Genomic DNA, 25,687 nt, shown 5'->3' with positions numbered 1-25,687 from the left:
CGTCCCTGCCCCTCAGCGGCTATCGGGGGGCGGAGCCGAGTACCGCATCCGGCTGACGCAGGACGTCGGCGCGTTCCCCACCGATGCGGGGCAGCCGACGGCCGAGCCACCGTGGCAGCCACCAATTCGCCTTGCCCATCAGTGCCATGGAGGCAGGAACGATCACCATCCGGACGATCGTGGCGTCGAGCAGGATCGCGGTGGTCAGGCCCAGGCCCATCATCTTGGTGAGCGGTGAGGGACTGGCGACGAAGCCGAGGAAGACCACCATCATGATCAGGGCGGCGGAGGTGATCACACGTCCCGTGGCCGCCATGCCGCGCGCCACCGACTCGGCGTTGTCGCCCGTGGTGTCGTACTCCTCACGGACGCGTGAGAGCAGGAACACCTCGTAGTCCATGGACAGACCGAAGAGGACCGCGAAGAAGATCATCGGCAGCGGGGAGACGATCGGGAAGGTGCTCTCCAGGCCGAACAGGTCCTTGAGCCAGCCCCATTGGAACACCGCGACCACGACGCCGTAGGCACCGCCGATCGACAGCAGGTTCACCACGGCGGCCTTCAACGGCACCGCAATGGAGCGGAACACCAGCATCAGCAGCAGGAAGGACACCATCAGGATGGCGCCGATGAACACCGGCAGGGTGTCGGACAGTTGCCGGGTGAGGTCCTCGGTCATGGCGGTCAGACCGGAGACGGCGACGTTGTCGGGGACGAGTTCGCGAATGCGCTGGACGGTTCTCGAGGTCTCGGCGTCGGCGGGGGCGCTGGTGGGCAGCGTGGACAGCACGACGGTGTCCCCCGCGGGGGATGTGCGGGGCTCGCCGACGGTGGCGATGCCGGGGTCGGCGGCGATACGCCGGGACAGCGCGGGAATGGCCTGGGCGTCCACGCCGGGTCTGCGCAGATCGGCGACGATCAGCAGCGGGGCGTTGAAGCCCGGGCCGAAGCCCTCTGCCAGCAGGTCGTAGGCGCGACGGTGGGTGGTGGTGGTCGAGTCGTTGCCTGCGTCGGGGAAGCCCGTCTCCATGCGCAGCGCCGGGGTGGCCAGTGCGAGGAGCGCCGTCGCGGCGACGATGAGGTACGGCCACGGCCGCCCCGACACACGGTGGGCAAAGCGCCACCACGCGGTGTCCTCGGTCCGTTTCACGGGAGCGGTGCGCTTTGTACGGCGCCTGCGGCGAACCAGGACAGGACCGAGGCGTCCGGTGTCGATGCGGTCGCCGAGGATTGACAACAGCGCCGGCAGCAGTGTGAGAGCGGTCGCCACGGCGAAGAGCACAACGAGCGAGGTACTCAGACCGATCGAGGTGAGGAAGCCCAGGCCGGGGAGTGCGAGGGAGGCCATCGCCACGACGACGGTGCCGCCGGCGAAAAGGACGGCAGCGCCGGAAGAGCCCATGGCGTTGGCCAGCGCGTCGGGGTTCGCCTGCCCGGTGGCACGGTTCTCACGGAAGCGGGCCACGATGAACAGGGCGTAGTCGATGCCCACACCCAGGCCGATCATCGCCCCGATCGCCGGCGCCGCGGTGGAGACGTCCATGATGTTGGCCAGCAGCATGACACCGCTCAGGCCCGCGGCGACGGCGACCAGAGCGAGGGCGATCGGGACCAGTGCGGCGGCGATGGTGCCGAACGCGACGACCAGCACAACGAGGGCAGCCAGCAGTCCGGCCGCCTCCGCACCCGTCGTCTCGTCCTCGGCGTTGACGAAGACGGAATCACCGCCCAGCTCGGCCACCACGCCATCCCCGCGCACGGGTTCGATCGCGTCGGACAGGGCCTCGAGTTGCTCGGGGCCGACGTCCATCGCGGGCACGTCGAAGGTGATCTCGGCGAATCCGATACGTCCGTCGGACGACACGGTGCCCGCAGTGAACGGAGCGGTCACCGCGGCGACATGACCCACATCGGCGATCCGGGCGACCGCCGCGTCGACGGCGGGCCGGTGGCGCTCGAGTCGCTCCCCCGGGGGCACGGCGAACACCGCCTTGGCGCTGCCGCCGGATGCTTCGGGAAAGCGCTCCTCGAGAAGCTCCATCGCTTTCTCGCTCTGGCTGCCGGGGGCGACGAGATCGTCGACGAAGGAGCCCCCGAACGTGCCGGCCAGGGGCAGCACAAGGAGGAGGGCCACCGCCCATGCGGTGATGGTGACCCATGGTCGGCGGGCGCTGGCGGCGCCGATGCGGCGGGTGAATCGGTTCATGGATACGTGCTCCTGTTGGGATGGCTGCCACTCGTGCGTGTCCGGCGCATCGAGGGCGGGAGTGGTCAGCGCTCCCATCGTCGGGGCCGCTGTTGCCACTGTCCCCCGCCGCTGGAGGGGTTCGAGGCTCCTGCGGGGAGCGGGGCGGACGACGCGCCGCCTCCCCCTGGCGGTGGAAAACCATGTCCGCCTGCGGGCGGGTGACGGTGCCTGCGACCTGGAATTACCATGGCTCACCTGGCGCGGCCGATGTCCTACGCCGGGGGACCTCAAGCCCTCCCTGGAGCGATGATGAAGCGCACGGCGCGCCCTTCCGAGACTCCGGGCCACAGCGCGCCCGGCAGATTCCGCGGTCCGTTCGCCCGCTGGCCGCGGGCCTCGGACGCCGCCCTTGCGACCGTGGCGTCGGCGACGGTGTTCTTGGAGGACGGACCGGGCGATACGGTTGCCGTCCGCTCGCTGACCGATATCCCTGTCCCTGCCCTGCTGGTCTTCACCATGGCTGCCGCGGCGCTCTATTGGCGCCGTCGCCGGCCCGTGGCAGTACTCGGCTTCGTGCTGGTCGCATGGGCCCTGATGCTGGGAAGCGGCTACTCCGACCTGGGCGGTTTCGCAATCGTCGCGCTGTACGGCGCCGGGCGGTACGCCGCGGACGCCTGGCAGGGCCGCGTCGGCGTCGTGGCTGCGGTGGCCATCGTCGTCGGCGACGGGCTCCTCGACCCCGTTGCCTGGGGGGAGATCGGCTTCGGCGCGGTGGTCATGGCCGGGTCCTGGTACGTCGGCCGGCGTCTGCGGCTCCGTGCCGACCGGGCCGTGCGGCTCCGCCAGGAGCAGGCCGCCGAGGCGCGGCGGATCGTCGCCGAGGAGCGCACCCACATCGCTCGTGAACTGCACGACGTGGTCGCCCACCGGGTGAGCATGATGACGGTGCAGGCAGGCGCGGCCCGGATGGTTGCGGCCGATGACCCTCAGAGTGCCGTGGAGGCGATGGCCGCGGTGGAAGAAGCCGGGCGACAGGCGCTGGACGAACTGCGGCACCTCCTGGGCGTGCTGCGGCCGGAGGCCGAGCGCGACGGGCTGGGTCCCCAGCCCCGCCTGGCGGATCTGCCCCGGCTCGTGGAGCAGGTCCGGGAGGCCGGCCTCGACGTCTGTGTCATCGACGCTGTGCGGGCTCCGCTCCCCGCCCGCGTGGAGCTGTCGGCATACCGCATCGTCCAAGAGGCGCTGACCAACGTACTGAAGCACAGCGGGCCGCGGACGCACGCGGAGGTGCGTCTGCGCAGTGACAAGGGGGGCGTCACCGTCGAGGTGCTCGACGACGGCCCAGGTGCCGACGTGCAGTCTGCGCCGGGTACGGGCCGCGCGAATCCGGCGGGCCACGGGATCGTCGGCATGCGGGAGAGGGCGCTCCTGCTGGGTGGCAGCCTCGAAGCGGGGCCGGGTCCCCGTGGCGGGTTCCGGGTGGCGGCCCATCTGCCCACCGGGGAGGAACTCACGTGAGCATCCGTGTCGTTGTCGTCGACGACCAGGCACTGGTCCGCAGAGGCTTCGCCATGATCCTGGGGGTCCACGAGGACATCGAGGTCGTGGCCGAGGCCGGAACCGGGCGCGAGGCGATCGACGCGGCACGCCGGCATCGTCCGGACGTCGTTCTCATGGACATCCGCATGCCCGAGATGGACGGTCTCGAGGCGACCTCGCGGATTCTGGAGGAGGCGGACTGGGGCGTGCGGGTGATGATCCTGACCACGTTCGACCCGGACGAGTACGTGTACGAGGCGCTGCATGCCGGCGCGAGCGCCTTTGTGCTGAAGGACATCCCTCCGGAACAACTCGCCATCGCCGTGTGCACCGTGGCCGAGGGCGGGGCGCTGCTGGCGCCGTCGATCACCCGGCGTCTCATCGACCGGTTCGCCGAACGCCGCCCCGTCAACACGGCAGTCGCCGGCCGTCTGGGCCGACTCACCGACCGGGAGCGCGAGATACTGGTCTCCGTCGCTCGAGGGGCCGGCAACTCGGAGATCGCCGAAGAGCACTTCATCGGAGCCGCCACCGTCAAATCGCATGTGTCGAGCATCCTCACCAAGCTCGGTCTGCGCGATCGCGTACAGATTGTGATCTTCGCGTACGAGAGCGGACTCGTCGAGGCCGGGGACCACGACGTCGGCCATTGAAAGGAGCGTCGTTTCCCGGACGGCATCCAGGGTTTCCGCCGGTCGGGCTCCCCACCCGTTCGGACACGGTGACGGCTCACCGGTGCGGGCGGCGGCGACCGACCCGGCCTGCTTCGGCGCCGGTCCCGCGACGGGCCGACCACGACGACTGGCCTCGCCTCCGACGGCAACTGCCCTCCAACGGATGGGACTTGTGTGAGCACCCACCACGTCTGCGCGGTCTGACGGTCTGCACGGAGGACGCATCTGCCCCTATCGCCCGGGAGCCCCGGCCCGTCGCTTGCGCGTCAGGTGGGTGGTGAGGAGCGCCAGGTCCACGGCGAGGGCGACGGCCGCCAGTACGGTCAGCCAGGCGGCACCCCCGGTGGCGATGTTGAGTACGAGGTAGCCGGTGAAGACGACGGCGAGGATCGCCTGCTGGATCTCGTAACGCTGCAGCCACCGCGTGTGCGGTGATTCCGCTTCGGCCACTCGCAGCGCGTACAGCTCCACGGGACCGAACTCCTCCTCGGGCGCGCGCTCGGTGGCGGCAAGGTGGAGCGCGGCTTCTTTGGTGAGTTCGTTTGCACGGGCGTGGGGTACCGCGTGCCGCTCTTCGAGCAGTTCGGGGAGCTGACGCAGCCAGTCTTCGGCCTTGACCGTCTTCTGGGTGCTTGTTTCAGCCTGCATGGTGGCTCCTTCAGTGTTTGCGGTTGGTTTTGTCCGTGTGGCCGACCAGAGCAGTGCGAGGCCCAGCGCACATACGGCCGGGGTCGGCAGGTGGCCGAAGGTCTTTCCGGACAGGACGGTGAATGCCGTCACGCCCAGTACGGCCGCGCCGGCCGTGAGGCCCCACCCCACGGCACGGATCCGGGAACGCGCGGCAGCCACGGCGAGCCCGCCGCTCGTCAGCGCAACGGCGGTGAGTGCGGTGCCGACCAGCCCTGCAGGAGTGAGGGCCAGTGTGGCTCCGTTCGCAACCCACAGATAGGCGCCGGCCACCAAAGTGGCCAGGCCGAGGGGGGCGAGGGCTGCGGAGACATGGTCCGCACGGGTCTGGCCGCCCTGGTTGAGACGGGCTCGCTCCTCGATCGGTATCCGCTCGCTGACCACGGTGGCGGCGTACTCCCCCGGCGCGCCGAAGGCGTCATCGGGTACCTCTCCGCTGTCTCTGCAGTGCTGTGCGACCTCGTCGAGCACGGTGTCGACCGTGGTCTTGTCCACCGACTGCGCTGCCAGCTCCAGCCGAACCCGGGCGTACCACCGGGTGACCGCGTCTGTCATGGCAATTCCTTCGCGCTCTGAGCCAGAAGCTGGTCCATCACCTGGGAGAACTGCTGCCAGCCGGCGATCTCTTCACGCAGCCGGTCCCGTCCCGCGTCGGTGAGCCCGTAGACCTTGCGGCCCGGCCCGCCCTCGCCCGGCTCCCACCGGGCCTCCACCAGGCCGTCGGTCTCCAGCCGGCCGAGCACTGGATACAGAGCCCCGCCTCGCACAGTGCCGAATCCACGGGCGGCCAACTCCTGGACGAGCGCATACCCGTGCCGGTCGCCGCCGGTGAGCATGGCGGCGAGGGCCAGTGGCAGCACGCCGCGCAGCCAACCGGCCGTGGGCTCCGCAGGCGGCATAGGATGTCACCTTTCTTCTCTAGTCGCCAATCTCTACTAGTTCGATTTCAGACTAGCAGGCGGGAGGCGTCCCCCGTCAACAGACGGCACGCAGGTGATCCGGGTCAGGCGGTGGCTGCGGCGGCGGCCAGGACGTGGTCCCGGGATGCGGCGACCTCGGCGCGCAGTGCGGGGAGGTCGACGTCCAGCACCCGCCCGTGCCACTTGCGGACCTGGCCGGCGATCAGGACGGTGTCGATGTTGCGGGCGTCGCAGCCCAGCACGATGGTGCCGATCGGGTCGTTGAGCGGCATGTTGTTGATCTCCTCGGCATTGATGACCAGCAGGTCGGCCTGCTTACCCGGGGTCAGCGAGCCGGTGACATCGTCCAGGCCGTTGGTGCGCGCTCCCTGCAAGGTGGCGAAGTCCAGTACGTCCGCGGTACTGATACGGACCGGCTCGCGGTCGGTGCCGTAGACGCCGTTGACGGCACGCATGCGCTGGATCGTGTGCAAGGCCCGCATCTGGGTGAACATATCGCTGGCCAGTGCGACTTCGACGTCGATGCTCAAGCCGGGGCGCACACCGACGGACAGCGCCTCGTCTACGGCCGGGATCGCGCTCTCCAGGCCGATCTGGGCGTCCGAGGTGGGAGCCAGCGCGATGGTGGTGCCAGTGGCACCGATGGCGCTCCAGGCATCGCGGGTCAGCCCGGTGGAGTGGATCAGGGTGAGGTCCGGACCCAGCAGGCCCTGCCGCTCCCAGGCCAGAACCGCCTGCGAGGAGGACGCGCCGAACACCGCGTCCACGCTGACACCGACGCCCAGCTCCCGGGCGACGCGAGCGAGTTCGCGGCCGTATGCCAGCTCGGGGCCCGCGATCTCTTCCGTGGCGAGCGTGGCGAGGCGGAAGGTCAGCAGCTCGCTGCCGTATTCCTCGCGCAGGCGGGCGACGTCGCCCGGCCACTGGTGGTCCCATGCGCCGAAGTGCGGGGCCATGGCGGCGTGGACGCCCCGGATGCCGGTGTCCAGCAGGGCGTTGACGGCTGCGTCGGAGTGGGCGGCGGTACGGGAGTTGTGGGAAAAGTCCAGCATCGTGGTGATGCCGGAGTCGATGGCGGTGAGTGCGGCCAGCTTCGTCCCGGCGTACATGTCTTCGGGCCGGTAGACGGGGGCATAGCCGAGGAGGGTGGTGGTGACGTAGGCGCCGAGGTCGTCGACGTCCGGCATGATCCGGCGCAACTGGGCTTGCCAGGCGTGGCGGTGGGTGTCCACGAAGCCGGGGGTGATGACGGTGCCGGTGGCGTCGATGACGATGGCGCCGGCCGCGGCGCCCTGGGCCCCCAGATCGGTGCCGACGGCCGCGACGGTCGTGCCTTTCACGAGCACATCGGCGACCGGGAGCGTGCCCAGTTCGGGGTCCATGGTGACGACGGTGGCGCCGGTGAAAAGGATGCAACGGTCGGGCTGACCGGCGGTCCTGCTCAGCTGTTCGAGGGTGGCCTGGCGCGAGGCGCGGTCGAGGTTCACGGTGTCGGTCCGTTCTCGGGTCTGGGTGGTGCGACGCCGCTGCATGGTCACGCGCGGCGTCCGGTGTGACCAGACTCGGTCCCGACGAGCGCGGCAACCAGGCCGCTGTTCACCCAGGGATGTGGCACCCCCTCTGGCCGGCGCCAAGGGCTGTCCCGCATCACCCGCCGGGCGCACGACGACAGCTACGGCGCTCCCCCAGCTACCGCCTGGGGGAGTTGTCGACGCACCCGAATACGCCCAGTACGAGCGTGCCCCTCCGCCTTGCGATGCTTCCCCACGGCCCGTTGGGTCTGGGGAGGCCCCATGCATCCGACGCCGCGCGCTGGTCCGCCCGGTATTGCGGGACGGCCCTTAGAAGTGTCTTCAAAGTAGCGCCGGGCAGACGGGACTTTGAAGGCACGACCTAGGCTGGACCCACACACTCGACGGGGGAAGCGGGAACATGCGTATCGAACGACACCGGGTGGGCGGAGCCGCGATCGCGGCGGCTCGCGACGACTTCACCAACAGGATCGGCTGCCAGATCCGTTCCATGTCCAAGGCCGGCCGGGTCACCACCTACGAGTGGTGGCTGATCTCGGAGGAGTTCCGTGACTACCTGGGAGCGCTGTCCGTCGAGGCGCCCGACCTCGGCTCACCTGAGGCCCGTGCGGCCCTGAAAGACGCCGCCGAGGCCGCCGCCGGCGCCGTGGCGTACGCCGCGTACCACCCTCACTGTTCGTTCCAGGTGTTCCTCGACTACGTGAACTTCGGGATGAGCTACGACCCCGGGTCCGATGCCCCGTCCGTGTCCGTCACCTCGAGGGAGTGGCTCGACGCGTTCTGTCTGGCGGTCCTCTGCGGCACCACCGACCTCCACGGCGAGGCCTTCCACTTCGCCCGGGAGGCCCCCCAGAGGGGCGGGAGCGGGCAACCCGCCGTCGAACTCATCAACGGCTTCATGGCGTACGTCCTGGGCGACACCGGCGACGACGACGCGAGTTACCCGCCGTCCAGAGAAGAGAAGCTCTCCGCAGTCGACGCCGCCCTCGCCCGGGTCCGGATCCGGCAAGAGCAGACCGGTGACGCCCTCCTGGACCGCCCGGAGAGCATCGCGCTGCTCGCCCTGCGTGCGTTGGCCTGCGGGGAGCAGGAGGAATTCGGTACCGCGCTGACCCGGTTGCTGGTCCCGCTGAGTGACACGCCGGGCCCTGGTGCGATGCCCCGCAGTCTGCTCCCTCTCCTCCCGCTCGCCCTGGCCGCCGTCGGCTACCGGCGGGAGGGGTGGCCGCCACCGGTCGACTCCGACTACCTCCCGCGTGCTTTGGTGACCGGATTCGAGGACGCGGGGCCGCGCGTCCGGGCGTACGGCCGCGACAGGCGGCCGGACGCCGTCGTCGAGCTGGCCGCAGGGCCCGTGACGTTCGACCGGCCCATCACTCCTCGGCCCATCCATCCGGAGAGCGAGGCGATGTTCGAGGAGGACACCCGCAAGGTCGTGGAGCCGGAGGCCGGGGAGACGCCTGACGTCCGGCAGCTTGCGAATGCCATGAGCGACCAGAACCTGCTGTTCAAAGCCCGTGCCTCGCACTCCCCCGACGCCACGGACCAGGTGTTCGGCGGTGTGCACCTCGCTGCCCGGCTGGGTGCCGAGCTCTTCCGCACGGTGCTCGCCGAACACGGCACCCGAGTCGAGGTGGCGATCAACGGCAGCACGCTCGCCTGTCCCGCGTACGACGGGGAGCACACCGGGCCCGGCACATGGCACACCGCCACGAACCTGGCGCTGGTCACCGGCGTCCGCGAGTATCTCGCCCCACTCGTCGTCGCCGGACCCGTCCGGGGGCAGAAGGACGTCTCCGTCTACGCTTTCTACCGCCGGGCACTGCACGACTATCTGCGCGGCGTGGACCCGGAGCCGGCCACGGAACGTGCGCTGGGTGAGTGCGAGAAGGCCCAGAGGTGGGGGTTCCTCCCGGCGCCCGCCGTGCTCCTCTCACAACTCGTGGAGGGCGACGAGGAGAGCTTCAATCTCGCTCTGCTCGACGCCCTCGAATCACACCGCGACTACTACCAGGTCGCCGACCGCGCCATGGACCCCGACGCCGTCATCAACCTGGACATCCTGGCGCTGGCCTGCCACGCCCGCCGCCGCGGCTGGAACATCCGGGTCGCCTCCCCCTACCTGCCGGAGCGGTTCCTCCAAGCCGCCCGGCCGCAGTAGGCACAACAGCGCCCGGCCGCGGCAACGTTCGCCGCGGCCGGGCCGGTTCCCTGTAGCAGTGCCGCGTCAGCCGGCCGACAATGCCGGTGCGCGCATTGCCGGGGAGTTGAGGCGACGGTTCTCGAGGACCGCGGCAAGCAGGTAGGCGCCGCCGCCTGCTACGGCGAGGATCCAGTAGAGGCCGGGGACACCGGGGAAGAACGCCGCGGCGGAGATCACAGCGAGCCAGATGCCGAGGCTGTAGTGCAGCAGATTGCGGCGTGCGGCGCCTTCGGCGAGAAAGAGCAGGCCGGTAATGAGGCCGGCGCCGGTCGGCCAGAGGATGTTCTGGAGCTCCGGCATGTCGAGGGTGGACGACAGTCCGGTGATGGCGAGGAACAGGGCTGTGAAGGCGACGACCCAGGAGGCGCCGAGCAGTTTGCCGGTGATGACGTCCGGCCGGGTTGCCCCGCGCTGGGCTCGCACTGCGGCAGTGGTGGCCTGGGTGATACCGGCTGCGAGACCGGTTCCGAGCAGCGTTTTAGGCAGCCAGGTGGGCAGTTCGAGCATGGGCGGTTCGCCTTGGGAGACTGCGGCGGCGCCGTGGCCGAGCACGTAGGCGAGGCCGAAGGTGACGTAGGCAGCACGGTTGTCCACCTCGCCCTTGGGACGAGTCGACGCCTTGGCGTCGGCGTTGGCAGTCTGCGTGTCGGGGGCGGGGACGGGCATGATGGATACCTCCGGGGGGCTTGCGATCGTCAGTGCAGTTCCGGGCTGCGGAACGGGATGTGTCGGTGTGATCTGCGGCGGCGGGTCACGGAATGCCGCACGGCGTCGGTGGCCGGGTAGGCGCGCGAAACGGCACGCCGGCGAGCAAGGTTGTGCGGGCCGGGCAAGGGCACGTAACCGGGCGTGATCGACGGCGGCAGTGCGGCCGCTCTGCGGGACTTGGCCCACCATGGCCCGGGGCGGTGACCAAACGGTCACCGCCCCCTTGTCCTGATCACTGCCCCCAACACCGGTCACCCGCAGGGTGTCACGAGGCGTGAGGGGTGGCGCCGCGCTCCGGCGACGATGGGTCAGCCTGCGATGCCGTCCTGAGGGGTGTCGGGGATCCAGGAGCCGTGGAGTCCGGCGCTCACTCGCTGGGGCAGGTGTACGGTGGCGACGTGGTCGAGGCGGGAGGCGTCGAGGACCAGCAGCTGCGAGGCGTTCTGCTTGAGGTCGGAGACGACGGTCAGGAGATAACCGTCGTCCTCGCTGGTGGCCCCGTCCGCCGGGACGAACACCGCCTCGCTGGGCATACGCGCGTCACCGACCTGGTGAATACGCCGGGCACCTGTGGTGCGGTCGTACTTGACGACACCGTAACCGCCGAAACCCTTCTCGTCCGGGAAGGAGATCGCGTACTGGTAGCGGTTCTCAGCGCCCAGATAGTCCTCGTTGAGCGTCGGGAACTCCACCGCGAGATCATCGATGATCTGCTCGTCCACGGTACCCGCGGCCATGTCGATCACCCAGCGACGCGTATAGGAACGTGAGACAGGCTCCGAACCACGCCCCGGAGCACCCACCCACCAGTTCCACGACAGCCGGAAGCCCTCACGGTCCACCGTGGGACCCTCCAGCACGATGCGGCCCTGACCGTCCTCGTAGGCGTTGGACACGTGCAGCATGTTGCCCGGCTCGATGGAGAACCAGCGCACCCGGCCCTCGCCACCCTCACCACGCGGCATGACGCCGATACGCGACAGCTGCTGATCGCTCCAGCCATAGGGAATGCCGGAGGCCTCGGCCGGGTCGAAGGTGACATTGCCCTCGATGAAGACCACATGACGGCGGGTGAGAGCGAAGTCGTGCTTGAGGGAAGCGGACGCGTCCGGGACCTCGGCACTGTGGACGATCTCGCCCTTGGCATCGGCGACGTAGTACGTCAGGAACGGCGGGAACGGCGAGGAGCTGAAGAAGTGCAGCTCCCCCGTCACCGGGTCCTCCTTGGGATGCGCGGTCATCGCGTTGCGCATCTTGCCGCCGAAGTCGTACGCGCCGACCGTCTCCAGCTCACGGGTGAGCTCGAAGGGAAGATTCGCCTCACACAGAGCCAGCAGACGCCCCGCGTGCTCGATGATGTGGGTGCCGGCGGCGCTGGCCGTCAGGTCCGGACCCCTCTCGGTCATGTACGGGGCACCCTCGAGTGCCGGGGTGTGCACCCAGCGGTTGCGGTACCACTCCGCCCGGCCCTCACGCAGCTGGATCCCGTGCACCATCCCACTGCCCTTGAACCAGTGCGTCGGAGTGACACCAGGCTTCGGGTTGTGGCCGTTGCGAAGCAGCCGGCCCGTCAACTCGGAAGGCAGCGTGCCCTCCACCGAGAGCTCGGTCACCGTGATCTCATCCACGACAGGAGTGAAATGGCCCGTCAGATACGGTTTGCTGGTCATGTTCGGTCCTCGTCCGTTGTAGCCGGTGTGCGGTGGTGCATGTCTCAGTTCGTCTGCCCGGCGCCAGCCTTGAGGCAGTCGAGCCCGCTCTCCAGGGAGGTCTTCACACCTGTGGGCGGGTACGTCCGCAGGGGTCTGCGGACGAGGCAGCTGAGGGACGTCTGGAGTAGGGGAGCCAGCTCCGTCTGCGTGCCTTGGTGGTTCATGACGCACAGCCTCATGGGGGGAGGTGTCCACTATCCAGGCCCGACAGGAACGAGGATTGTCCACTCCTGTTCACACCTGTCCACCCGGGCCGGCCGAAGCTACCTTTGCGGTGTTGTGGGGGCCGTGCGGCTCCTGCTGCCACAGGGCCTCACCAAGCGGGTCCAGGCGCTGACGGAGGTGGCGACGGTAGGGCTGTACGGAAGGCCGAGGCGACGGGCGACGGCTGGGCCTGGTGGGCACGGCTGCGCAGGCGTCGACCCTCCCGTGGGGAGGCCGGGAGGGACGGCTGGCCCGCCCGGGCTGAGGCCCTGTCGCGGGATGTGCACAGGATGCGCCGGTATCGCGCGCTGCGACAAGGGCGTGCACCGAATATTTCGCGCGCATATCCATGACATGGCTGAATCGGCGACGGCGCCTCGAGAGCTACGCAGAGGTAAGCCCGCCAGCGTGTCTCGCCCAGGCCGGAGCATGGCAAGGCCGCGCACGGTGTGCGAACGGCCGTCCGCACAGTCACCTGGCCGGCCAGGCCGATCCTCCACCGAGGAATCCGAAGCGGTCAGCAGACCGCCGAGACCCGGAGGCATGCGTCACCCTCGGCGTCGACGCCTGACCTTGGCAGCCCTGGAACACTTCCGCAGCCACCGGCCTGCGGCTGGCTCGCCGTGCGAGCTGCCTCCAAAGGACGATCACCGCTGCCCGCTCAGCAGGGAGGTTGCCGAGGTGCTGATGGCTGGAAGAAGGCGGTCACGGGTCGGCCTGGAGTGCGGGGTGGAGCTGTAGGGGATGAGCAAGCCGAGGTGGGTGAGGCTGTGCCGGACGGTGCCGTACTCACGCGCGGTTGTGATCACGCTGCCTGCGCGTTGGGCGTTGAGGTGGTGGCCGGCGGTCGCAGCGGAGATGCCGACCCGGGTGGCGACTTCGGTGGTACTGCGGACTGTGGTGAGCGCGGCGAGGACCGTGGCCCGCGCACGCACCTGCTGCGGATGCGTCCGATCGCCCTGCTCCGGTACCTGGTGTGGGGACTGCCGAATAGCAATGACACAGTGGGCGACACCGATCGAGAGGGGACGTGCGCATGGGTGACCAGGACGAACGCAGGGCCGATGTCGACGTGCCCCAGGAGGGGGCGATTCTGCTCGCCGAGCGGACGGGCGTCGGCGGCCCGTTCCGCGCCAGTCGGCAGCGGTCACAGCTTGCGGACGACTTCGCCGCCGCGCCCGGACAGCAGGGTGTGGACCGCGCCGCGCAGCACGCGGGGAGGTCTTGACGTGGGTGACCGGTTCCGGATCGTCGTGGACCGCAGCGCCACGGCAGAAAATGCCACTGCCCTCGCCGAGCGCGTGCTGGCGTGGCTGGTCGAGGAGGGCATCGTGCTCGCCGGGCGGACGGCTTGCGTACCCGGGCAGTCGTTGGGCCACCCGTCCGGTCCCCGCTGGGCAGAGGCTGTTTCAGCCGGGGACGACGGTCGGGAGAAGCCCGGCGGACTGGTCGTGAGAACAGGGCGGACCGTGTTTCACGGCGGTCAGGACGCTCCCGAGTGGGCCGACTGCCCGAGTTGTGGGGCGAGTGCTCTGTTCAGACCACTGATCCGGGGCGATCTGTGGGACGCCGGCGAGTCGTCCCACGAGGCTGGAGATTCCGGTGATCAGGAGTGGCAGCTGTTCTCGGAGGCCGTCGACCTCTGGCGCGCCACCGGCGAGGGAGCCGTCGAATGCCGCAACTGCGCCGTTGACATCGAGGTCACCGACTGGGTCTGGCAGCCGGGCTCCTTCGCTCTGGGCTACCTCGGTCTCGAGTTCTGGAACTGGCCGGAGTTCCGGCCGGAATTCACCAACGAGTTGGGCCGGCACTTGTCCGGCCACAGGACGGCCTTGGTATGGGGCTGAGACGCGTTCGGGAAACTGGCCTCCGAGCCAGACCAACACGGCTGTCCGGCCGGTCGGCTCGCTAGTGCTGTAGCCGGTTGGGTTTGCCGGGAAGCTCGCGGCGTCCTGTGCATGGGGTCTCCCCAGGCCCTCGGGCCGTGGGGAAGTATCGCACTGGCGCACTGGTGTCGTAGGACACGGTGAGCGCGGCCTCTGCGTGATGATCCTCAAGAGTGTCGGCCCATCCGTGCGACCCCAGCGTCCAGGTGATGCGCATGCCGGATGTCACTGCTGCTCCCTGGCGAGGAAGTGCCGGATGTCGGCCGCCTTTCAGTGAACGCGCGCCGATCGGGATCCGGATCCCGATCGGCGCGTCGCGGACCGCGGGCGGCGATATCAGGCGAGATGCCTTGCGAAGAACCTCAACGTGCTGTCCAGCTCGAATACCGGGATCTCCCCGTGCTTGCCGGGGTTGGCGTGCAACGTTTTCTCGGCGGAGGCCAAGGCGTCGAACAGCGCCAAGCTCTGGACCCACGGCACCCGCTCATCGTCCCGCTGCACCAAGAACTCCACCGGGACCGTGATCCGCGCGGCGGCCTCGGCCGAGGCCAGCACCCCGCCCAAGCCCAGTACCGCGGCACGGACCCGGGGTTCGGCAGCGACGAACGGAACGCCGAGTCCGCACCCCAACGAGACCCCCCAGTAGCCCACCGGACCGGCGCCGACGTACTCGAGTTGCTGGACCGCGTCCAGGACCGCCCGCCACTCCGGCACGGTCTGGCGGGCCACGAGCGCCTGGAAACCGGCGATCAACGGAGCCAACTCATCACCGGCTTCCACGCGAGCCTGGTTCTCGGTCGCGATCCGGTCGTACTCCTCAACCTTCGGCCGGTCGCCATGGGCGGGGACATCGACCGCCACGACCGCGAAACTGCACTCGGTCACGAAGCGGCGTGCACGGGCCAGGACGTCAGGGGCCTTCTTGTGCTGACCGCCACCGTGCCCCATCAAGACGAGCGGACGAGTGCCGACAGCGCCTTCCGGCGTCCACAGCACGCCAGGAATCTCACCGAGGGTAAAGAGTTGTTCGCGGACGCCGTCGGACGACGTCTCAGAGATGAAGCGCATAGCGACTCATGCCTTTCGGGATGCCTCTGCGGGCACTCCCTAGACCATGCGAGGGAGGGAGGCCCGACCTGTCAAAGCGTTGATCGGTCTCACCTCCCTGGTTCGCAGCAGTGCACGGCGGCAGGAACGTATCACGAACGGAGTCACCCTGGTCCGGGCGGGGATGCCAAGAGGGTGGCGTTGTCTGATGCGGCTAGGACTCGGCGGACGAGCCGACTAACGCGCCACGCGGTAGCGGAGATAGACGACTCTCGAGCTGAAGGTACGGGTCTCGACGAGTTCGAGGTCCACTCGGCGCTCGCGTTGGGGAAAGAACGGAATGCCACCGCCAACCAACACCGGGTAGACCATGGCCCGGTACTCGTCGATCAGACCCAACGCAGCCGCTCCGGCGGCGAGAGTCGCGCCGCCGATCGCGATGTCTCCCTCCCCCGGCTCGGCCCGCAGCCGCTCGATCTCCTCCGCGAGGCCGCCGGGGGCCAGGCGGGCATTGCCCTGCACCGCCGACAGCGTGGTGGAGAACACCACCTTGGGGAGCGGCTTCCAGAGCGCGGCCCACTCGAGCTCTGAGTCGTCGAGCGACGGATCCTGGTCGGCAGTCTCCCAGTACAGCATCGTCTCGTACAGCCGTCGGCCCAACAGGTGGACGCCGACATCTCGAATCTCGTTGATCCAGAAGCGAAAGACGCCCTCGTCGGGCGCCGTCCAGTCGAAGCCGCCATCCGGCCCGACGATGTAGCCGTCAAGTGAGACGCCCATCGAATAGGTCACGCTGCGCATCAGAAGCTCCTTGGTAACGGGTTCGACCGTACGACCGCCGGCGCCGCAGGACCCATCGTGGCTCGCGGGATCCGCTGAGCCGAGTCACCTCACGAGATCATTTCGCTGAGAAGACCTCAATGCTGATGATGCTGCTGCGCGGGGGGCCGGACGAATCTGCCAGCGGCAGCTTGTCGTCTCCGCCGCGACATGCGCGACAAACAGGCATACGCAAACACGTTCGACGAGCAGCCATCTTCCCGAACTGGGCAGCTGGGCATTACGGTGGACGCGAGGACCTCCGGTGCAGTGCAGTCCTAGACAGCTGCACTGCACCGGAGGTCTTCGCCATGATCAAGCCTGGCCGAGAGATGGCTCCCCACCTCGCCGGCTCAGAGGATGTTCAGTCGAGACAGAACTCGTTGCCCTCAATGTCCTGCATCACGATGCACGACCTCAATGACGCCATCCGCACGCAGTAGTCGCACGCGCACCGCACCCGAGCGCGACCAGTCGTGCGCACTCCGCCTCGAGCGTGGCGAGGCACTCTTCACCCACGAGTCCGGTGCCGACCCGCACGTCAAGATGCAGCCGATTCTTGGCGACCTTCCCTTCGGAAACGCACTGAACGAACAGCCGCGGGCCCACACCCGGGGGATCACTGCATGCGAACCATGACCCCCGGTCCTGGAGACCGTGAGCGATCGAAATCGTCCCAATCGGCAAACGGCATCCCCAGCGATGCAGGCCACCGGTGGTCGGGAACGCGTCTGCCGGTGTGACGTCGATTCCTGAGTCGATTGAAGATCCCTGAATTCCCCTTTGCCGTTGAGACGGTCCTCTATCGTCCGGGTCCGGAGCATATACGCGATACAGCCAATTCTTGGTTGGCACGTTCCATGCCGCAGGCGTCGGAAAGGCGGCCGGGACGCGGTACCCACTCGGTGCTTTTTCGGACACACAACACTCGATATAACGAAAGCCGTTGAATGTTGGCCGATGACGCATACGCAAAGCGCGTGCCGTGGCTTTTTCCGGCCATTGACACCCCTGAGACGGCAGTGCGAGTGTGACGCCCGAACCGCGGGAGGTGCGGCACCGGGCCGCTCCTCGAGAGGAGGAATTCCATGAGATCCATTCCGCTGTTCCGGTCGATACCGGGCGGTCGTCTGAGTCTGGCAGTGATGGTCGGCGCAAGTGCCCTGGCACTGGTGACGCCTACGTCGGCAGTGGCGGCCGAAAGCGGAGCCTGGACTTATCTCAGCCCGCAGGAATGCACATTCAACAAGGCCGAGACGAACAGGTCTTCGACGGACCGGGCCGTGGCGTTCGGAAAGTCTGAGGTTCAGGCGTGGAAAGCCGCCGCGGCCGGTAATTGCCGCCAGGTGAACCATCTCCCCGCCGGATTCCTGCTTGCCACCGCCGACCTGTACAAGTGGAATGACCAGCTGCGGGTCTGGCAGCTGTGCCGCACTTCCGGTCGTGTGACCAACAGCGCTCCCGCCGACCGGCTGGAAGCGACCATCCGTCTCACCGCCGATCTCATGCCGTGCGGCAACGGCTGGTACGGCACCGCGGCCGGTGGCTGGCAGTACAGCCTGCCCAAGCGGGCATGGGTGGGCGGCAGTGTCTGGTCCGGGCACCAGCGCTTCGCTCCGGCCGCGCAGGCGGACGCACCTCCGTCGCCGGCCTGGGTCGGTGCCGACGGCGTCGTGGACTCCGGCATCGGGACCGCAGCGGCGGCCGGCAGCTAGGGGGTTTCTGATGGATCTCCGTGGAGGAAGGAGCGGCGTCCGGTGCGTGCTCTCGGAGTGCCGGTTGGAAGCCCTCGTACTGGATGTACTTGGGCTTTCGGCCGGTGCGGCGAGTGGGGGTACCTCCCACGCCGTAAGGCCGTGGGGGCGTGCCGGGCGTCGCGACGCCGCGGAGATCCGTCAGAAGCCCCCTAGTGCTGGGACCGGATGAGGTTCACCGGCTCGCGGCGCCCTGCACGGCCCTCCCCCAGCAACCGCTGGGAGGGGCTCCCACACTGCGTTGTCGAATCACCCGAGTACATCCAGTCCAAGGACGATTCTCCGCCTTGCGATCCACCGCACAGGACGCCGCGAGCTTCCCGGCAACCTATCCGGCCACAGCACTAGGGTCAGCCGTCACCGTACCCAGCACGGGCACGACGAGAGTGTGACCGCTGCTTCGTCATGAAGTGGCGGTCTTCTCCGTCGCGGGGCCCCGTCCGGCGGTACGAAGCCGTCGGCCTGGTCTGCGGGAATAGCGGTCGGTGACTGCTCGAGATGCGGGGCCATTCAGGTGCTGATTCGCTGATGACGCCCGCTCTTCCCCAGATCCAAGGAGTGATCATGAGCGTTGCAGGCGAACCCGGCGGCCGTACCGAGCAGATGCGTGCCAAGATGCAGGAGCTGAAGGACGCGGCGGACCGCGCCACCGATCCTCAGGAACGCCAGAAGCTGCGCGAGAAGGCCCGCCAGATGGAAGAGAAGATCGCGCGGGAAAGCGGGAGCGGGACGGGGCTGAACCCCATGGAGTAGCTACTCCAAGACCGCTGTGTGGCCCTGACGTTTCACGTCAGGGCCACATGTGGGTCAGGTGGAGCCACTTCCGGCTCACCAGAACGTGAACTCCGCTTGAAAAGCCTCGGTTTCGCCGCTCTTTACGGCGTACCGGAGCTGTGCAGAAGCGTGACGTCCTGGCTGGGCGGGGCGCCGAAGAGGCGGCGGTACTCCCGACCGAACTGTGGGGGCTGTCGTAGCCCACGCGGTGGCCCACGCCGGCATCGCAGCACGGTTGCCGCCCTGTATCTGAGTATCCGAACCGGCCGCCGAGACTGACCTCCTCGAGCGGTCAAAGTCCGGCGAGCAGGCCGTCGAGTGGAGCGGGTATGCGGTCGGGATCGAGGGCCTCGACCAGGACGCGACCGTAGTGGATCTTGCGCCCCTTCTTCGTGCCGAAGAAGCGCCGCAACTGCTGCTGTGAGGTGCGGCCCTGCTGTGCGGGCTGGCGCAGGAAGGTCTCCAGGGCACGGAAATCGCCCTCCGCCCGAACGAGCTCCGCCACCCGCGCCACGCCCAACGCGCGGATGAGCTCGTCCTCCAGGTCCGCGGCGCAGACGAAGAACTCCTGCTGTGCTGCACTCCCCCGCTCCAGAGCGCGGGCGTAGTAGCGACGCTCCGCCTCGTCGCAGAGCCCCGTCAGGCGCAGGCCGAGGCCGGGTGGCCCGAGGAGGCGGGCGAAGCGCCCGACGCTCATGGCTCCGCCCATCGGGAGGACGCAGACTCCTTCGGCTTCCAGGTTGCGGTCGCGGCTCGTGGCCAGTGCGCTGACCGCTGCGGCGTCGCTCGGCCCTTCGAGCAGGACGGCTGCCCGGACGGGCAGCCGCGCGGCCAGCTCGCGCGCGGAGTCGCCGGGGCCACCGGCCGCCCATGCGGCGACCGCCTCCCGGAACGATCCCATGTCAACCATAGGGCGAGTCTCCGCCCTTTCCTGCGACAACGGTAGGGAATTTCCGCGAGCCCATCGATCGGCGGTGAGCAGTCGGGCCGACGATCCGAACGAAAGAGGAAGCCGGTATCAGAAGCAGTTGGCCGGCCACAAAGGTGATAGTCGCCAGTCCCACCCGATCTCCGTCTCGCCGTACCGTCGGCCTGCGGCCGCGCAGGCGACACGGGCACCACTCGCTGCAAGGTGCACCCCTGCTCATCCGGAGTCGTGCCCTCCCCACCCTCCCCACAGCCGCAGGCTGACGGCCGTTGCCCGTGCGGATATGACGTGCACTCAGCCCTGGTTGTCCTGGTCGTTGTTCTGATCGCTGTTCTGGTCGTTGTCCTGGTCGACTTGCTCACGCACGATTTGGCCGCTTGCCGCGTCGATGTCGAAGTTCGTTCGGCTCCAGTCCTCCTGGCTGACAACGTCGACCGACCAGATGGTTTTGTTGTCGTTGCTCTCCAGGTGGACGTCGGTGACAGCCCCCTGCTTCTTCTCTGTCGCCGTCTTCACGGCCTGTTCCGGGGTCACCTCGGCATTGCTCAGAGTGTTGGCGACCGCGCGCTTGTCATTGGCGTCCTGGTCGGTCTCAGGCTCGGACTGGAGGACCTTGCCCGACACCGCGTCCACGAGAACCCTGTGGACGCTCCCGTCCTGGGTCGCGACTTCGGCGGCCCAGACGGGGCTGCCCACGCTCGGCGCGGGGCTCGCTGTGCTGCCGCTGTCGTAGCGGTTCAGGTCGATCTCCATCAGTTTGCTCCCGGCGACTTCGCCGACCGCGGTGTCGGCTGCCTTGTCCCAGGTGATCTTGGCCTGAGGGATCAGAGCCTTGAGCTCGGCTTGGTCGTCGGTGAGGCCGGCGGATCCCGTGGGGCTCGGTGAGCGTGTGTCACCACCGGGCGAAGTCGGAGCCGCCACAGAGCCCTTGGTCCCTTCGTTGCCGCCGCAGGCAGTGACCAACAGGGCAGAGCAGGCGAAGAGGCACGCGGGGAGAGCGACACGCAGACGGAGAGCGTGAGTCGATACGTTCATGTCGCCACGCGTAACCGCTGGTCCCGCGGGACAGACCGACCACTCTGAAGATCACTCGAACGAGTCATCGTCCGCTGTCGGCGAAAGTGCCTGGGCGTTCGGTGTTCGCGGTGCTTGGGTGCGGGGATGGAGATCTTGGTTCTGGGCGGAACAGCATGGCTGGGGCGGGAGTTGTCGCGGCAGGCGATCGGGCGCGATCATCGGGTGACATGCCTTGCGCGCGGCGAGAGCGGAGACGTCGCAGACGGAGCGACGCTGGTGGCCGCCGACCGGCGCGATCCCTCTGCGTACGAACCACTGCTCGACCGCGAGTGGGATGCGGTCATCGAGGTGTCATGGCAGCCGGGCTTCGTGCGTGAGGCGCTCGACGCCCTGGCCGACAGGGCCAGGCACTGGGCCTATGTCTCTTCCGTCAGCGCCTACGCCTCCCATGCCGTGCCGGACGCGGACGAATCCACGGCTCTCCTTGCTCCGACCGACCGGAGCGAGGCCGACCGCTCGTTGTACGGCGAGGCGAAGGTCGCCTGCGAACAGGCGTCGACGGCGGTCGCGGGTGACCGCCTCCTCATCGCACGCGCCGGTCTCATCGGCGGCCCTGGCGACCACAGCGGACGCTCCGGCTACTGGGTGGCTCGTGCCGCACTCGATCCGCGAGGGCCAATGCTGGTTCCCGATACTCCGGCCATGCCGACACAGGTGGTAGACGTGCGAGATCTCGCCGCCTGGCTGCTCGACGCCGCGGAGAGAGGGAGCACCGGCACGTACGACGCTGTGGGCCCTGTCGTCTCGTTCGGAGAGTGGATCGAGCTGTCGCGCGCGCTTGGCGGACACACGGGCACCGTGGTCACCACCGACTCGGCATGGCTGCTCGCCAACGGCGTGGCCGGATACATGGGGGCCGAGTCGCTACCGATGTGGCTCGTCGAGCCGGGCTGGGAAGGTTGGTCGGCCCGCAAGGGATCCGCGGCGCGCGCCGCGGGGCTACGTCATCGGCCCCGGGCGGACATGCTCGCGGACACGTTGCGCTGGGAACGCGAGCAGGGTCTTGACCGGGCACGACGCGCCGGCCTCAGCGTGGGGCGCGAGCGCGAGTTGCTCGAAGCGCTTGGGACGCGGCGGACCGGGCCCTGACCCTGACCGCACAAGCACGGATGGGCGGACGCCGGCTCAGCCGGCTGAAGACGTGTGGCCGGCCGGCACCGCCTCCTCGGGAGTGACCGGCCCGGGCGGCGTCCCCTCGCCGAATGGCTGTCCGCCCAGCGCCGCCCTGCCGTGCGGCTCGAGCCAGCCCGTCAGATCCGGGCCGGCCGGTACGATCCCGGTCGGGTTGATGTCGGAATGCACGATGTAGTAGTGCCGCTTGATGTGGTCGAAGTCGACCGTGTCGCCGAAGCCCGGTGTCTGGAACAGGTCACGCGCGTACGCCCACAGCACCGGCATCTCGGACAGCTTGTGCCGATTGCACTTGAAGTGACCGTGATAGACGGAGTCGAAGCGCACCAGCGTGGTGAACAGCCGGACGTCTGCCTCGGTGAGAGTGTCACCGACGAGGTAGCGGGAGCCTTCGAGCCGCTCGGAGAGCCAGTCGAGCCGGGCGAAGAGGCGCTCGTAGGCCGTGGCGTACGCCTCCTGTGACCCGGCGAACCCGGCCCTGTACACGCCGTTGTTCACGTCCTTGTAGACCACCTCGTCGACCGCGTCGATCTCGGACCGCGAAGCGGGCGGGTACAGCTGCGGTGCTCCCTCGCGGTGGTACCGCGTCCATTCCAGTGACAGGTCGATCGTGAGCTGGGGGAAGTCGTTGGTCGCCACCGCGCCGCTTTGCACGTCGACGATTGCGGGCACCGTGATGCCCCGGTCGTAGCCGGGATCGCGGGCGAGGTACGCCTCCCGCAGCCGTTCGATGCCGAGCACCGGGTCACGACCGCCGGGGTCGAGGTCGAACGTCCAGCTGCGCTCGTCGTGGGTGGGGCCGGCGATGGCCATGGGCAGCGACTTCTCGAGCCCGAGCAATCGCCGTACGATCACCGCCCTGCTCGCCCATGGACAGGCACGGCTGACCACCAGACGATAGCGGCCCGGCTCCACAGGGAATCCGTCCCGTCCGTCAGCGGTGATCCGGGTGGTGAGGTAACGGCTGTCGCGCGAGTACTCCCCGCCGGGTTTCACATAGCTCACATGGTGGGACTACCCCCGGATCGCAGGCGTGAACGGCCCGATGGTCCGAACGAGCCGAGGCTGCTGGCATCGCCGGGCACGCCCCACCGTTACCTCGGTGTTCACGTGGTCAGCGGGGACCCGCCTGTCCCGTCGCGGTAGCGATCGCGGCGCCCGATCGCCGGTCCATGCGCAGCATGCCGATGGGGATCACGGCCGTCACCACACCGAGCAGCCACCACAGCCCCGCCGGTGCATGGGTGAGCAGAAGGGCTGCGAGCAGGGGTGCCACGGCCAGCGAGAGTCCGACGAGAACCTGGTTGAAGGCCTGGTAGACGCCGCGCTCGTGGTCCGGTGACAGTGCGACGAGAAGCACGGAGAGGACTTGGGTGACCAGGATCTCACCGAGGGTGTAGACGATCACCGCCATGCCGATCAGCGGCAGCAGCACCTCGAACGGCAGGTGTCCGGCCAGGCCGAGCACGATGAGCAGTGCGGCGTGCAGGATGCTGCCCACCGCGACCACCCGCAGAGGTGGGCGGCTTCTCAGGCGGTCGCTCACGGGGAGCTGGAACAGCACCATCAGGATCGTGTTCATGGCGAAGACCAAGCCCACGGTCCAGGCCGGGGTGTCCACCTTGTCGATCAGGTAGACGGGCAGGCCCACTTCGGTGGTGACGATGACGGTGATGAGGAGGAAGTTGACCGTGGCGAGCCTGAGGAAGAGCGGATCGCGCCAGGGCCGGCTGCCGGAAGGCAGCGGTCCCGTGGCTGGGGAACAGACCGTTGGGAGCGGCAGGTAGAGGAGTGCCGTCAGGGCGAAGCTGCCGGCGTTGAGCAGACCGACCGTGACGAACCCCGCGTGGCTGGACGTCTGGACGAGAGCGAGTCCGGCCAGCAGCCCGCCGCAGCCTATGCCCGCGTTGAAGGCGACCTTGGTCAGTGCGAGCCAGCTTCCGAGCTGGCCTTCGGGGGCGATCCCGGCGGCCAGCACGGGCATCGACACCTGTTCCGTCCGCTGGGCCACCGCCGCCACGAAGGCGAGTGCGATGAACAGCGTGACGTTGTGGACGTACAGATACGCGACGAAGACGACCGCACGGAGGAGTGCCGCGGCGACCAGGGACACGCGGGTCCCGAAGCGGTCGACCCACCGGCCCACGAGGAGCACGGCCGGCAGGGCCAGCAGGGTCGCCGAGGTGAGGCCGATCCCGATGGTGGTGAGCGGGAGTTCGGTCACGCCGAGGAAGAAGAGCAGCTGGTACGGGTAGAAGAAGCCGGTACCCACGGCGTTGACCAGGGCGGCCGTGCCGAACCACCCGATGCCCGCACCGCGGGGCAGTGAGGTCGTGAAGAAGGTACCGCGGCGTTTCGGGGGAGCTTTGGGAATGTTGCGGCCAGGGCGTTCCCCAGCGGTCATCATGGTCTCCTCGAAAGGACGGTTGGCTCCTGCGGGAGCGCCGGGCCGGCAGGTGGGTGACGGTGTCCTGTGGCAGGGGTTGTGTGCACCCTGCGGGGCGGGACGGCCGAGGGCATGTGGCGCGTGCTCGGATCGCGGTCGGCGGGGTGAGTGGAAGGCCTCTGGCCGGAAATTCCGGGGGCTCAACTCCTGGGGACGGGCCGCACACGGGCCCGCGGGTCCTTCGCGCGGAGGAATCGGAGTCGAGCGTGCGGGTCCGTGTGGGGCGCCCTCGTCACACTCGAACTGCCGCTCCAGGAAAGCCGGGTTCCCGGCGGCGATGGGCTCCTGATCGCCTCGGGCGGTGCGCATGTGGAATGCGTACCGCCGATTGGAGGTCAGTGCCGGCCCCCTGCACCTTCATGGTTGGCCCTTCGCCACATGACACGTGTTGAACTTTGGTCGAGTGGTGCGTGAGCAGTAGACGGAATGCACGCGGGGGCTGTCAATGGCCTCGGAGGTCAGCCACGAATTGGCTGAAACAGCTCTACGACCTTGGGGGCAAGGGAGTTGTGCTCAGCGCGGGAGCCGGGACGGACCGGCGCTCACGACCACACCACGCGCCCCGGCCTCGCTGCTCGGGTGCGGTACCGCTCATACGTGGATGGCGCAGGTGGCCTCTGCCCTGCTCACACCCGACCGGCTGCCGCCCGCCGTCACCCCTGACGAAGGAGGGGCCCCGATGCCCGGGCGGCGCAGCACCCGGATGCTTGCGAACGTGAACCGCGCACGCACGGCGGGCGATTGACTGCTTGTGTGGTCGGGCCTGGTCTATGAGAAGCGCGTGGTGTCACCGGCGCCGAGGCGTACGATCTCGGGCTCGCCGCTGGAGAAGTCGATGACGGTGGTCGGCTCCGTGCCGCAGTCGCCCGAGTCGAGCACCGCGTCAACCACATGGTCAAGCCGCTCCTTGATCTCCCACCCCTGTGTCAGGGGCTCTTCCTCGTCGGGCAGCAGGAGCGTGCTGGAGAGGAGCGGTTCACCGAGCTCGGCGAGCAGGGCCTGGGTGACGACATGGTCGGGGATCCGTACGCCGACGGTCTTCTTCTTCGGGTGGAGCAGCTGGCGCGGCACCTCCCTCGTCGCGGGGAGGATGAACGTGTAGCTGCCGGGCGTCGCCGCCTTGACCGCGCGGAACACATCGTTGTCGAGCCGCACGAACTGGCCCAGTTGTGCGAAGTTCTGGCACACGAGGGTGAAGTGGTGACGGTCGTCGAGGTTGCGGATCGCCCTGATCCGGGCGATGCCGTCACGGTCGCCCACCCGGCAGCCCAGGGCGAAGCAGGAGTCGGTGGGGTACGCGACGAGCGCCCCGGAGCGGATCAGGTCCGCCACGTTGCCGATGATGCGTCGTTGCGGGTTCTCGGGGTGAACATCGAAGTATTTCGCCATTGCCGGAGCCTACGTGACCCGGCCCGCTGATGCCGTCCGGCGGACCTCCACGTCACCCCGCGTGAGTAC

23 protein-coding genes and 1 pseudogene are annotated in these 25,687 nt (G+C 68.7%); 8 read left to right on the top strand and 16 right to left on the bottom strand.

Annotation, left to right across the window (positions count from 1 at the left end; all coding sequences use genetic code 11):
- Nucleotides 1-19 precede the first annotated feature (19 nt).
- Nucleotides 20-2,206 carry an MMPL family transporter gene (locus ACTWOL_RS34585; RefSeq protein WP_474300844.1) on the bottom strand — a complete coding sequence of 729 codons (2,187 nt, stop codon included), beginning with the start codon at nucleotides 2,204-2,206 and terminating at the stop codon, nucleotides 20-22.
- A 288-nt stretch (nucleotides 2,207-2,494) separates the two neighbouring features.
- On the opposite strand from ACTWOL_RS34585, the gene ACTWOL_RS34580 reads away from it, so the two are divergent.
- Nucleotides 2,495-3,706 carry a sensor histidine kinase gene (locus tag ACTWOL_RS34580; protein ID WP_474300843.1) on the top strand — a complete coding sequence of 404 codons (1,212 nt, stop codon included), beginning with the start codon at nucleotides 2,495-2,497 and terminating at the stop codon, nucleotides 3,704-3,706.
- Nucleotides 3,703-4,380 carry a response regulator transcription factor gene (locus tag ACTWOL_RS34575; RefSeq protein WP_474300842.1) on the top strand — a complete coding sequence of 226 codons (678 nt, stop codon included), beginning with the start codon at nucleotides 3,703-3,705 and terminating at the stop codon, nucleotides 4,378-4,380. The genes ACTWOL_RS34580 and ACTWOL_RS34575 overlap by 4 nt, the downstream gene beginning before the upstream one ends.
- Nucleotides 4,381-4,632: 252 nt before the next feature.
- On the opposite strand, the gene ACTWOL_RS34570 is transcribed toward ACTWOL_RS34575, so the two are convergent.
- From ACTWOL_RS34570 to ACTWOL_RS34560, 3 genes are all read right to left on the bottom strand, one after another.
- Entirely contained in the window at nucleotides 4,633-5,643 is a 1,011-nt protein-coding gene (locus tag ACTWOL_RS34570; RefSeq protein WP_474300841.1) for a hypothetical protein, read from the bottom strand.
- The gene (locus ACTWOL_RS34565; protein ID WP_474300840.1) at nucleotides 5,640-5,987 is read right to left on the bottom strand and encodes a PadR family transcriptional regulator; all 348 of its coding nucleotides are present in this window, start codon (nucleotides 5,985-5,987) and stop codon (nucleotides 5,640-5,642) included. Before ACTWOL_RS34565 ends, ACTWOL_RS34570 begins: the two co-directional genes overlap by 4 nt.
- A 104-nt stretch (nucleotides 5,988-6,091) precedes the next feature.
- Nucleotides 6,092-7,540, bottom strand: coding sequence for an amidohydrolase family protein (locus ACTWOL_RS34560; RefSeq protein WP_474301318.1), 1,449 nt, complete (start codon nucleotides 7,538-7,540; stop codon nucleotides 6,092-6,094).
- A gap of 400 nt (nucleotides 7,541-7,940) precedes the next feature.
- Here ACTWOL_RS34560 and ACTWOL_RS34555 point away from each other — a divergent pair, with 400 nt between their 5' ends.
- On the top strand, nucleotides 7,941-9,701 hold the full coding sequence (locus ACTWOL_RS34555) for an immunity 49 family protein (protein WP_474300838.1): 1,761 nt from the start codon (nucleotides 7,941-7,943) through the stop codon (nucleotides 9,699-9,701).
- Between the two features lie 66 nt (nucleotides 9,702-9,767).
- On the opposite strand, the gene ACTWOL_RS34550 is transcribed toward ACTWOL_RS34555, so the two are convergent.
- From ACTWOL_RS34550 to ACTWOL_RS34535, 4 genes are all read right to left on the bottom strand, one after another.
- A complete protein-coding gene (locus tag ACTWOL_RS34550; RefSeq protein WP_474300837.1) occupies nucleotides 9,768-10,409 on the bottom strand; it encodes an ABC transporter permease in 642 nt (213 codons plus the stop codon).
- A gap of 350 nt (nucleotides 10,410-10,759) precedes the next feature.
- Entirely contained in the window at nucleotides 10,760-12,121 is a 1,362-nt protein-coding gene (locus tag ACTWOL_RS34545; RefSeq protein ID WP_474300836.1) for a carotenoid oxygenase family protein, read from the bottom strand.
- Nucleotides 12,122-12,165: 44 nt separating this feature from the next.
- Nucleotides 12,166-12,327 (bottom strand): hypothetical protein, encoded by a 162-nt coding sequence (locus tag ACTWOL_RS34540; protein ID WP_474300834.1) that lies wholly within the window; start codon nucleotides 12,325-12,327, stop codon nucleotides 12,166-12,168.
- A 687-nt stretch (nucleotides 12,328-13,014) separates the two neighbouring features.
- On the bottom strand, nucleotides 13,015-13,302 hold the full coding sequence (locus ACTWOL_RS34535) for a hypothetical protein (protein ID WP_474300833.1): 288 nt from the start codon (nucleotides 13,300-13,302) through the stop codon (nucleotides 13,015-13,017).
- Between the two features lie 101 nt (nucleotides 13,303-13,403).
- Between ACTWOL_RS34535 and ACTWOL_RS34530 the strand changes: the two genes are divergently transcribed.
- Together ACTWOL_RS34530 and ACTWOL_RS34525 are read left to right on the top strand one after the other, a co-directional pair.
- On the top strand, nucleotides 13,404-13,595 hold the full coding sequence (locus ACTWOL_RS34530) for a hypothetical protein (protein ID WP_474300832.1): 192 nt from the start codon (nucleotides 13,404-13,406) through the stop codon (nucleotides 13,593-13,595).
- Between the two features lies 1 nt (nucleotide 13,596).
- Nucleotides 13,597-14,214, top strand: coding sequence for a hypothetical protein (locus tag ACTWOL_RS34525; protein WP_474300831.1), 618 nt, complete (start codon nucleotides 13,597-13,599; stop codon nucleotides 14,212-14,214).
- Between the two features lie 375 nt (nucleotides 14,215-14,589).
- Here the strand turns inward: ACTWOL_RS34525 and ACTWOL_RS34520 are convergent, their stop codons facing one another.
- The 3 genes and pseudogenes from ACTWOL_RS34520 to ACTWOL_RS34510 all read right to left on the bottom strand — a co-directional run.
- Entirely contained in the window at nucleotides 14,590-15,321 is a 732-nt protein-coding gene (locus ACTWOL_RS34520) for a dienelactone hydrolase family protein (protein ID WP_474300830.1), read from the bottom strand.
- A 216-nt stretch (nucleotides 15,322-15,537) separates the two neighbouring features.
- Nucleotides 15,538-16,101 carry a dihydrofolate reductase family protein gene (locus ACTWOL_RS34515; RefSeq protein ID WP_474300829.1) on the bottom strand — a complete coding sequence of 188 codons (564 nt, stop codon included), beginning with the start codon at nucleotides 16,099-16,101 and terminating at the stop codon, nucleotides 15,538-15,540.
- Between the two features lie 382 nt (nucleotides 16,102-16,483).
- A pseudogene (locus ACTWOL_RS34510) lies at nucleotides 16,484-16,807 on the bottom strand (VOC family protein); the annotation flags it as partial.
- A 400-nt stretch (nucleotides 16,808-17,207) separates the two neighbouring features.
- Here ACTWOL_RS34510 and ACTWOL_RS34505 point away from each other — a divergent pair.
- Nucleotides 17,208-17,834: a hypothetical protein gene (locus ACTWOL_RS34505; RefSeq protein WP_474300828.1), complete on the top strand. Its 627-nt coding sequence runs from the start codon at nucleotides 17,208-17,210 to the stop codon at nucleotides 17,832-17,834.
- Between the two features lie 603 nt (nucleotides 17,835-18,437).
- Nucleotides 18,438-18,626 (top strand): DUF6381 family protein, encoded by a 189-nt coding sequence (locus ACTWOL_RS34500; protein WP_474300827.1) that lies wholly within the window; start codon nucleotides 18,438-18,440, stop codon nucleotides 18,624-18,626.
- Between the two features lie 313 nt (nucleotides 18,627-18,939).
- Here the strand turns inward: ACTWOL_RS34500 and ACTWOL_RS34495 are convergent, their stop codons facing one another.
- Both ACTWOL_RS34495 and ACTWOL_RS34490 read right to left on the bottom strand, forming a co-directional pair.
- Complete coding sequence (locus ACTWOL_RS34495; RefSeq protein ID WP_474300826.1) at nucleotides 18,940-19,557, bottom strand: TOPRIM nucleotidyl transferase/hydrolase domain-containing protein; 618 nt, start codon at nucleotides 19,555-19,557, stop codon at nucleotides 18,940-18,942.
- 312 nt (nucleotides 19,558-19,869) lie between these two features.
- A complete protein-coding gene (locus tag ACTWOL_RS34490; RefSeq protein ID WP_474300825.1) occupies nucleotides 19,870-20,496 on the bottom strand; it encodes a PepSY domain-containing protein in 627 nt (208 codons plus the stop codon).
- Nucleotides 20,497-20,736: 240 nt separating this feature from the next.
- Between ACTWOL_RS34490 and ACTWOL_RS34485 the strand changes: the two genes are divergently transcribed.
- On the top strand, nucleotides 20,737-21,741 hold the full coding sequence (locus tag ACTWOL_RS34485; protein ID WP_474300824.1) for an NAD-dependent epimerase/dehydratase family protein: 1,005 nt from the start codon (nucleotides 20,737-20,739) through the stop codon (nucleotides 21,739-21,741).
- 36 nt (nucleotides 21,742-21,777) lie between these two features.
- Here the strand turns inward: ACTWOL_RS34485 and ACTWOL_RS34480 are convergent, their stop codons facing one another.
- The 3 genes from ACTWOL_RS34480 to ACTWOL_RS34470 form a co-directional block, all read right to left on the bottom strand.
- Complete coding sequence (locus ACTWOL_RS34480; RefSeq protein WP_474300823.1) at nucleotides 21,778-22,788, bottom strand: glutathione S-transferase family protein; 1,011 nt, start codon at nucleotides 22,786-22,788, stop codon at nucleotides 21,778-21,780.
- 109 nt (nucleotides 22,789-22,897) lie between these two features.
- A complete protein-coding gene (locus tag ACTWOL_RS34475) occupies nucleotides 22,898-24,187 on the bottom strand; it encodes an MFS transporter (RefSeq protein WP_474300822.1) in 1,290 nt (429 codons plus the stop codon).
- 810 nt (nucleotides 24,188-24,997) lie between these two features.
- Nucleotides 24,998-25,618 carry an L-threonylcarbamoyladenylate synthase gene (locus tag ACTWOL_RS34470; protein ID WP_474300821.1) on the bottom strand — a complete coding sequence of 207 codons (621 nt, stop codon included), beginning with the start codon at nucleotides 25,616-25,618 and terminating at the stop codon, nucleotides 24,998-25,000.
- Between the last annotated feature and the right edge of the window lie 69 nt (nucleotides 25,619-25,687).

The sequence above is a fragment of the Micromonospora sp. IBHARD003 genome (assembly GCF_056106285.1).
Note: the sequence above shows the minus strand (reverse complement) of the source record. Positions and strands in the feature narration are given on the sequence as shown.

Bases quoted from the DNA above. Each gene is read 5' to 3' on its own strand.
- ACTWOL_RS34505 (WP_474300828.1), top strand. From the start codon at position 17,208: ATGAGATCCATTCCGCTGTTCCGGTCGATACCGGGCGGTCGTCTGAGT.
- ACTWOL_RS34540 (WP_474300834.1), bottom strand. From the start codon at position 12,327: ATGAACCACCAAGGCACGCAGACGGAGCTGGCTCCCCTACTCCAGACG.
- ACTWOL_RS34545 (WP_474300836.1), bottom strand. From the start codon at position 12,121: ATGACCAGCAAACCGTATCTGACGGGCCATTTCACTCCTGTCGTGGAT.
- ACTWOL_RS34520 (WP_474300830.1), bottom strand. From the start codon at position 15,321: ATGCGCTTCATCTCTGAGACGTCGTCCGACGGCGTCCGCGAACAACTC.
- ACTWOL_RS34475 (WP_474300822.1), bottom strand. From the start codon at position 24,187: ATGACCGCTGGGGAACGCCCTGGCCGCAACATTCCCAAAGCTCCCCCG.
- ACTWOL_RS34470 (WP_474300821.1), bottom strand. From the start codon at position 25,618: ATGGCGAAATACTTCGATGTTCACCCCGAGAACCCGCAACGACGCATC.
- ACTWOL_RS34515 (WP_474300829.1), bottom strand. From the start codon at position 16,101: ATGCGCAGCGTGACCTATTCGATGGGCGTCTCACTTGACGGCTACATC.
- ACTWOL_RS34550 (WP_474300837.1), bottom strand. From the start codon at position 10,409: ATGCCCGTCCCCGCCCCCGACACGCAGACTGCCAACGCCGACGCCAAG.
- ACTWOL_RS34560 (WP_474301318.1), bottom strand. From the start codon at position 7,540: ATGCAGCGGCGTCGCACCACCCAGACCCGAGAACGGACCGACACCGTG.
- ACTWOL_RS34565 (WP_474300840.1), bottom strand. From the start codon at position 5,987: ATGCCGCCTGCGGAGCCCACGGCCGGTTGGCTGCGCGGCGTGCTGCCA.
- ACTWOL_RS34485 (WP_474300824.1), top strand. From the start codon at position 20,737: ATGGAGATCTTGGTTCTGGGCGGAACAGCATGGCTGGGGCGGGAGTTG.
- ACTWOL_RS34580 (WP_474300843.1), top strand. From the start codon at position 2,495: ATGATGAAGCGCACGGCGCGCCCTTCCGAGACTCCGGGCCACAGCGCG.
- ACTWOL_RS34555 (WP_474300838.1), top strand. From the start codon at position 7,941: ATGCGTATCGAACGACACCGGGTGGGCGGAGCCGCGATCGCGGCGGCT.
- ACTWOL_RS34500 (WP_474300827.1), top strand. From the start codon at position 18,438: ATGAGCGTTGCAGGCGAACCCGGCGGCCGTACCGAGCAGATGCGTGCC.
- ACTWOL_RS34570 (WP_474300841.1), bottom strand. From the start codon at position 5,643: ATGACAGACGCGGTCACCCGGTGGTACGCCCGGGTTCGGCTGGAGCTG.
- ACTWOL_RS34530 (WP_474300832.1), top strand. From the start codon at position 13,404: ATGGGTGACCAGGACGAACGCAGGGCCGATGTCGACGTGCCCCAGGAG.
- ACTWOL_RS34495 (WP_474300826.1), bottom strand. From the start codon at position 19,557: ATGGTTGACATGGGATCGTTCCGGGAGGCGGTCGCCGCATGGGCGGCC.
- ACTWOL_RS34585 (WP_474300844.1), bottom strand. From the start codon at position 2,206: ATGAACCGATTCACCCGCCGCATCGGCGCCGCCAGCGCCCGCCGACCA.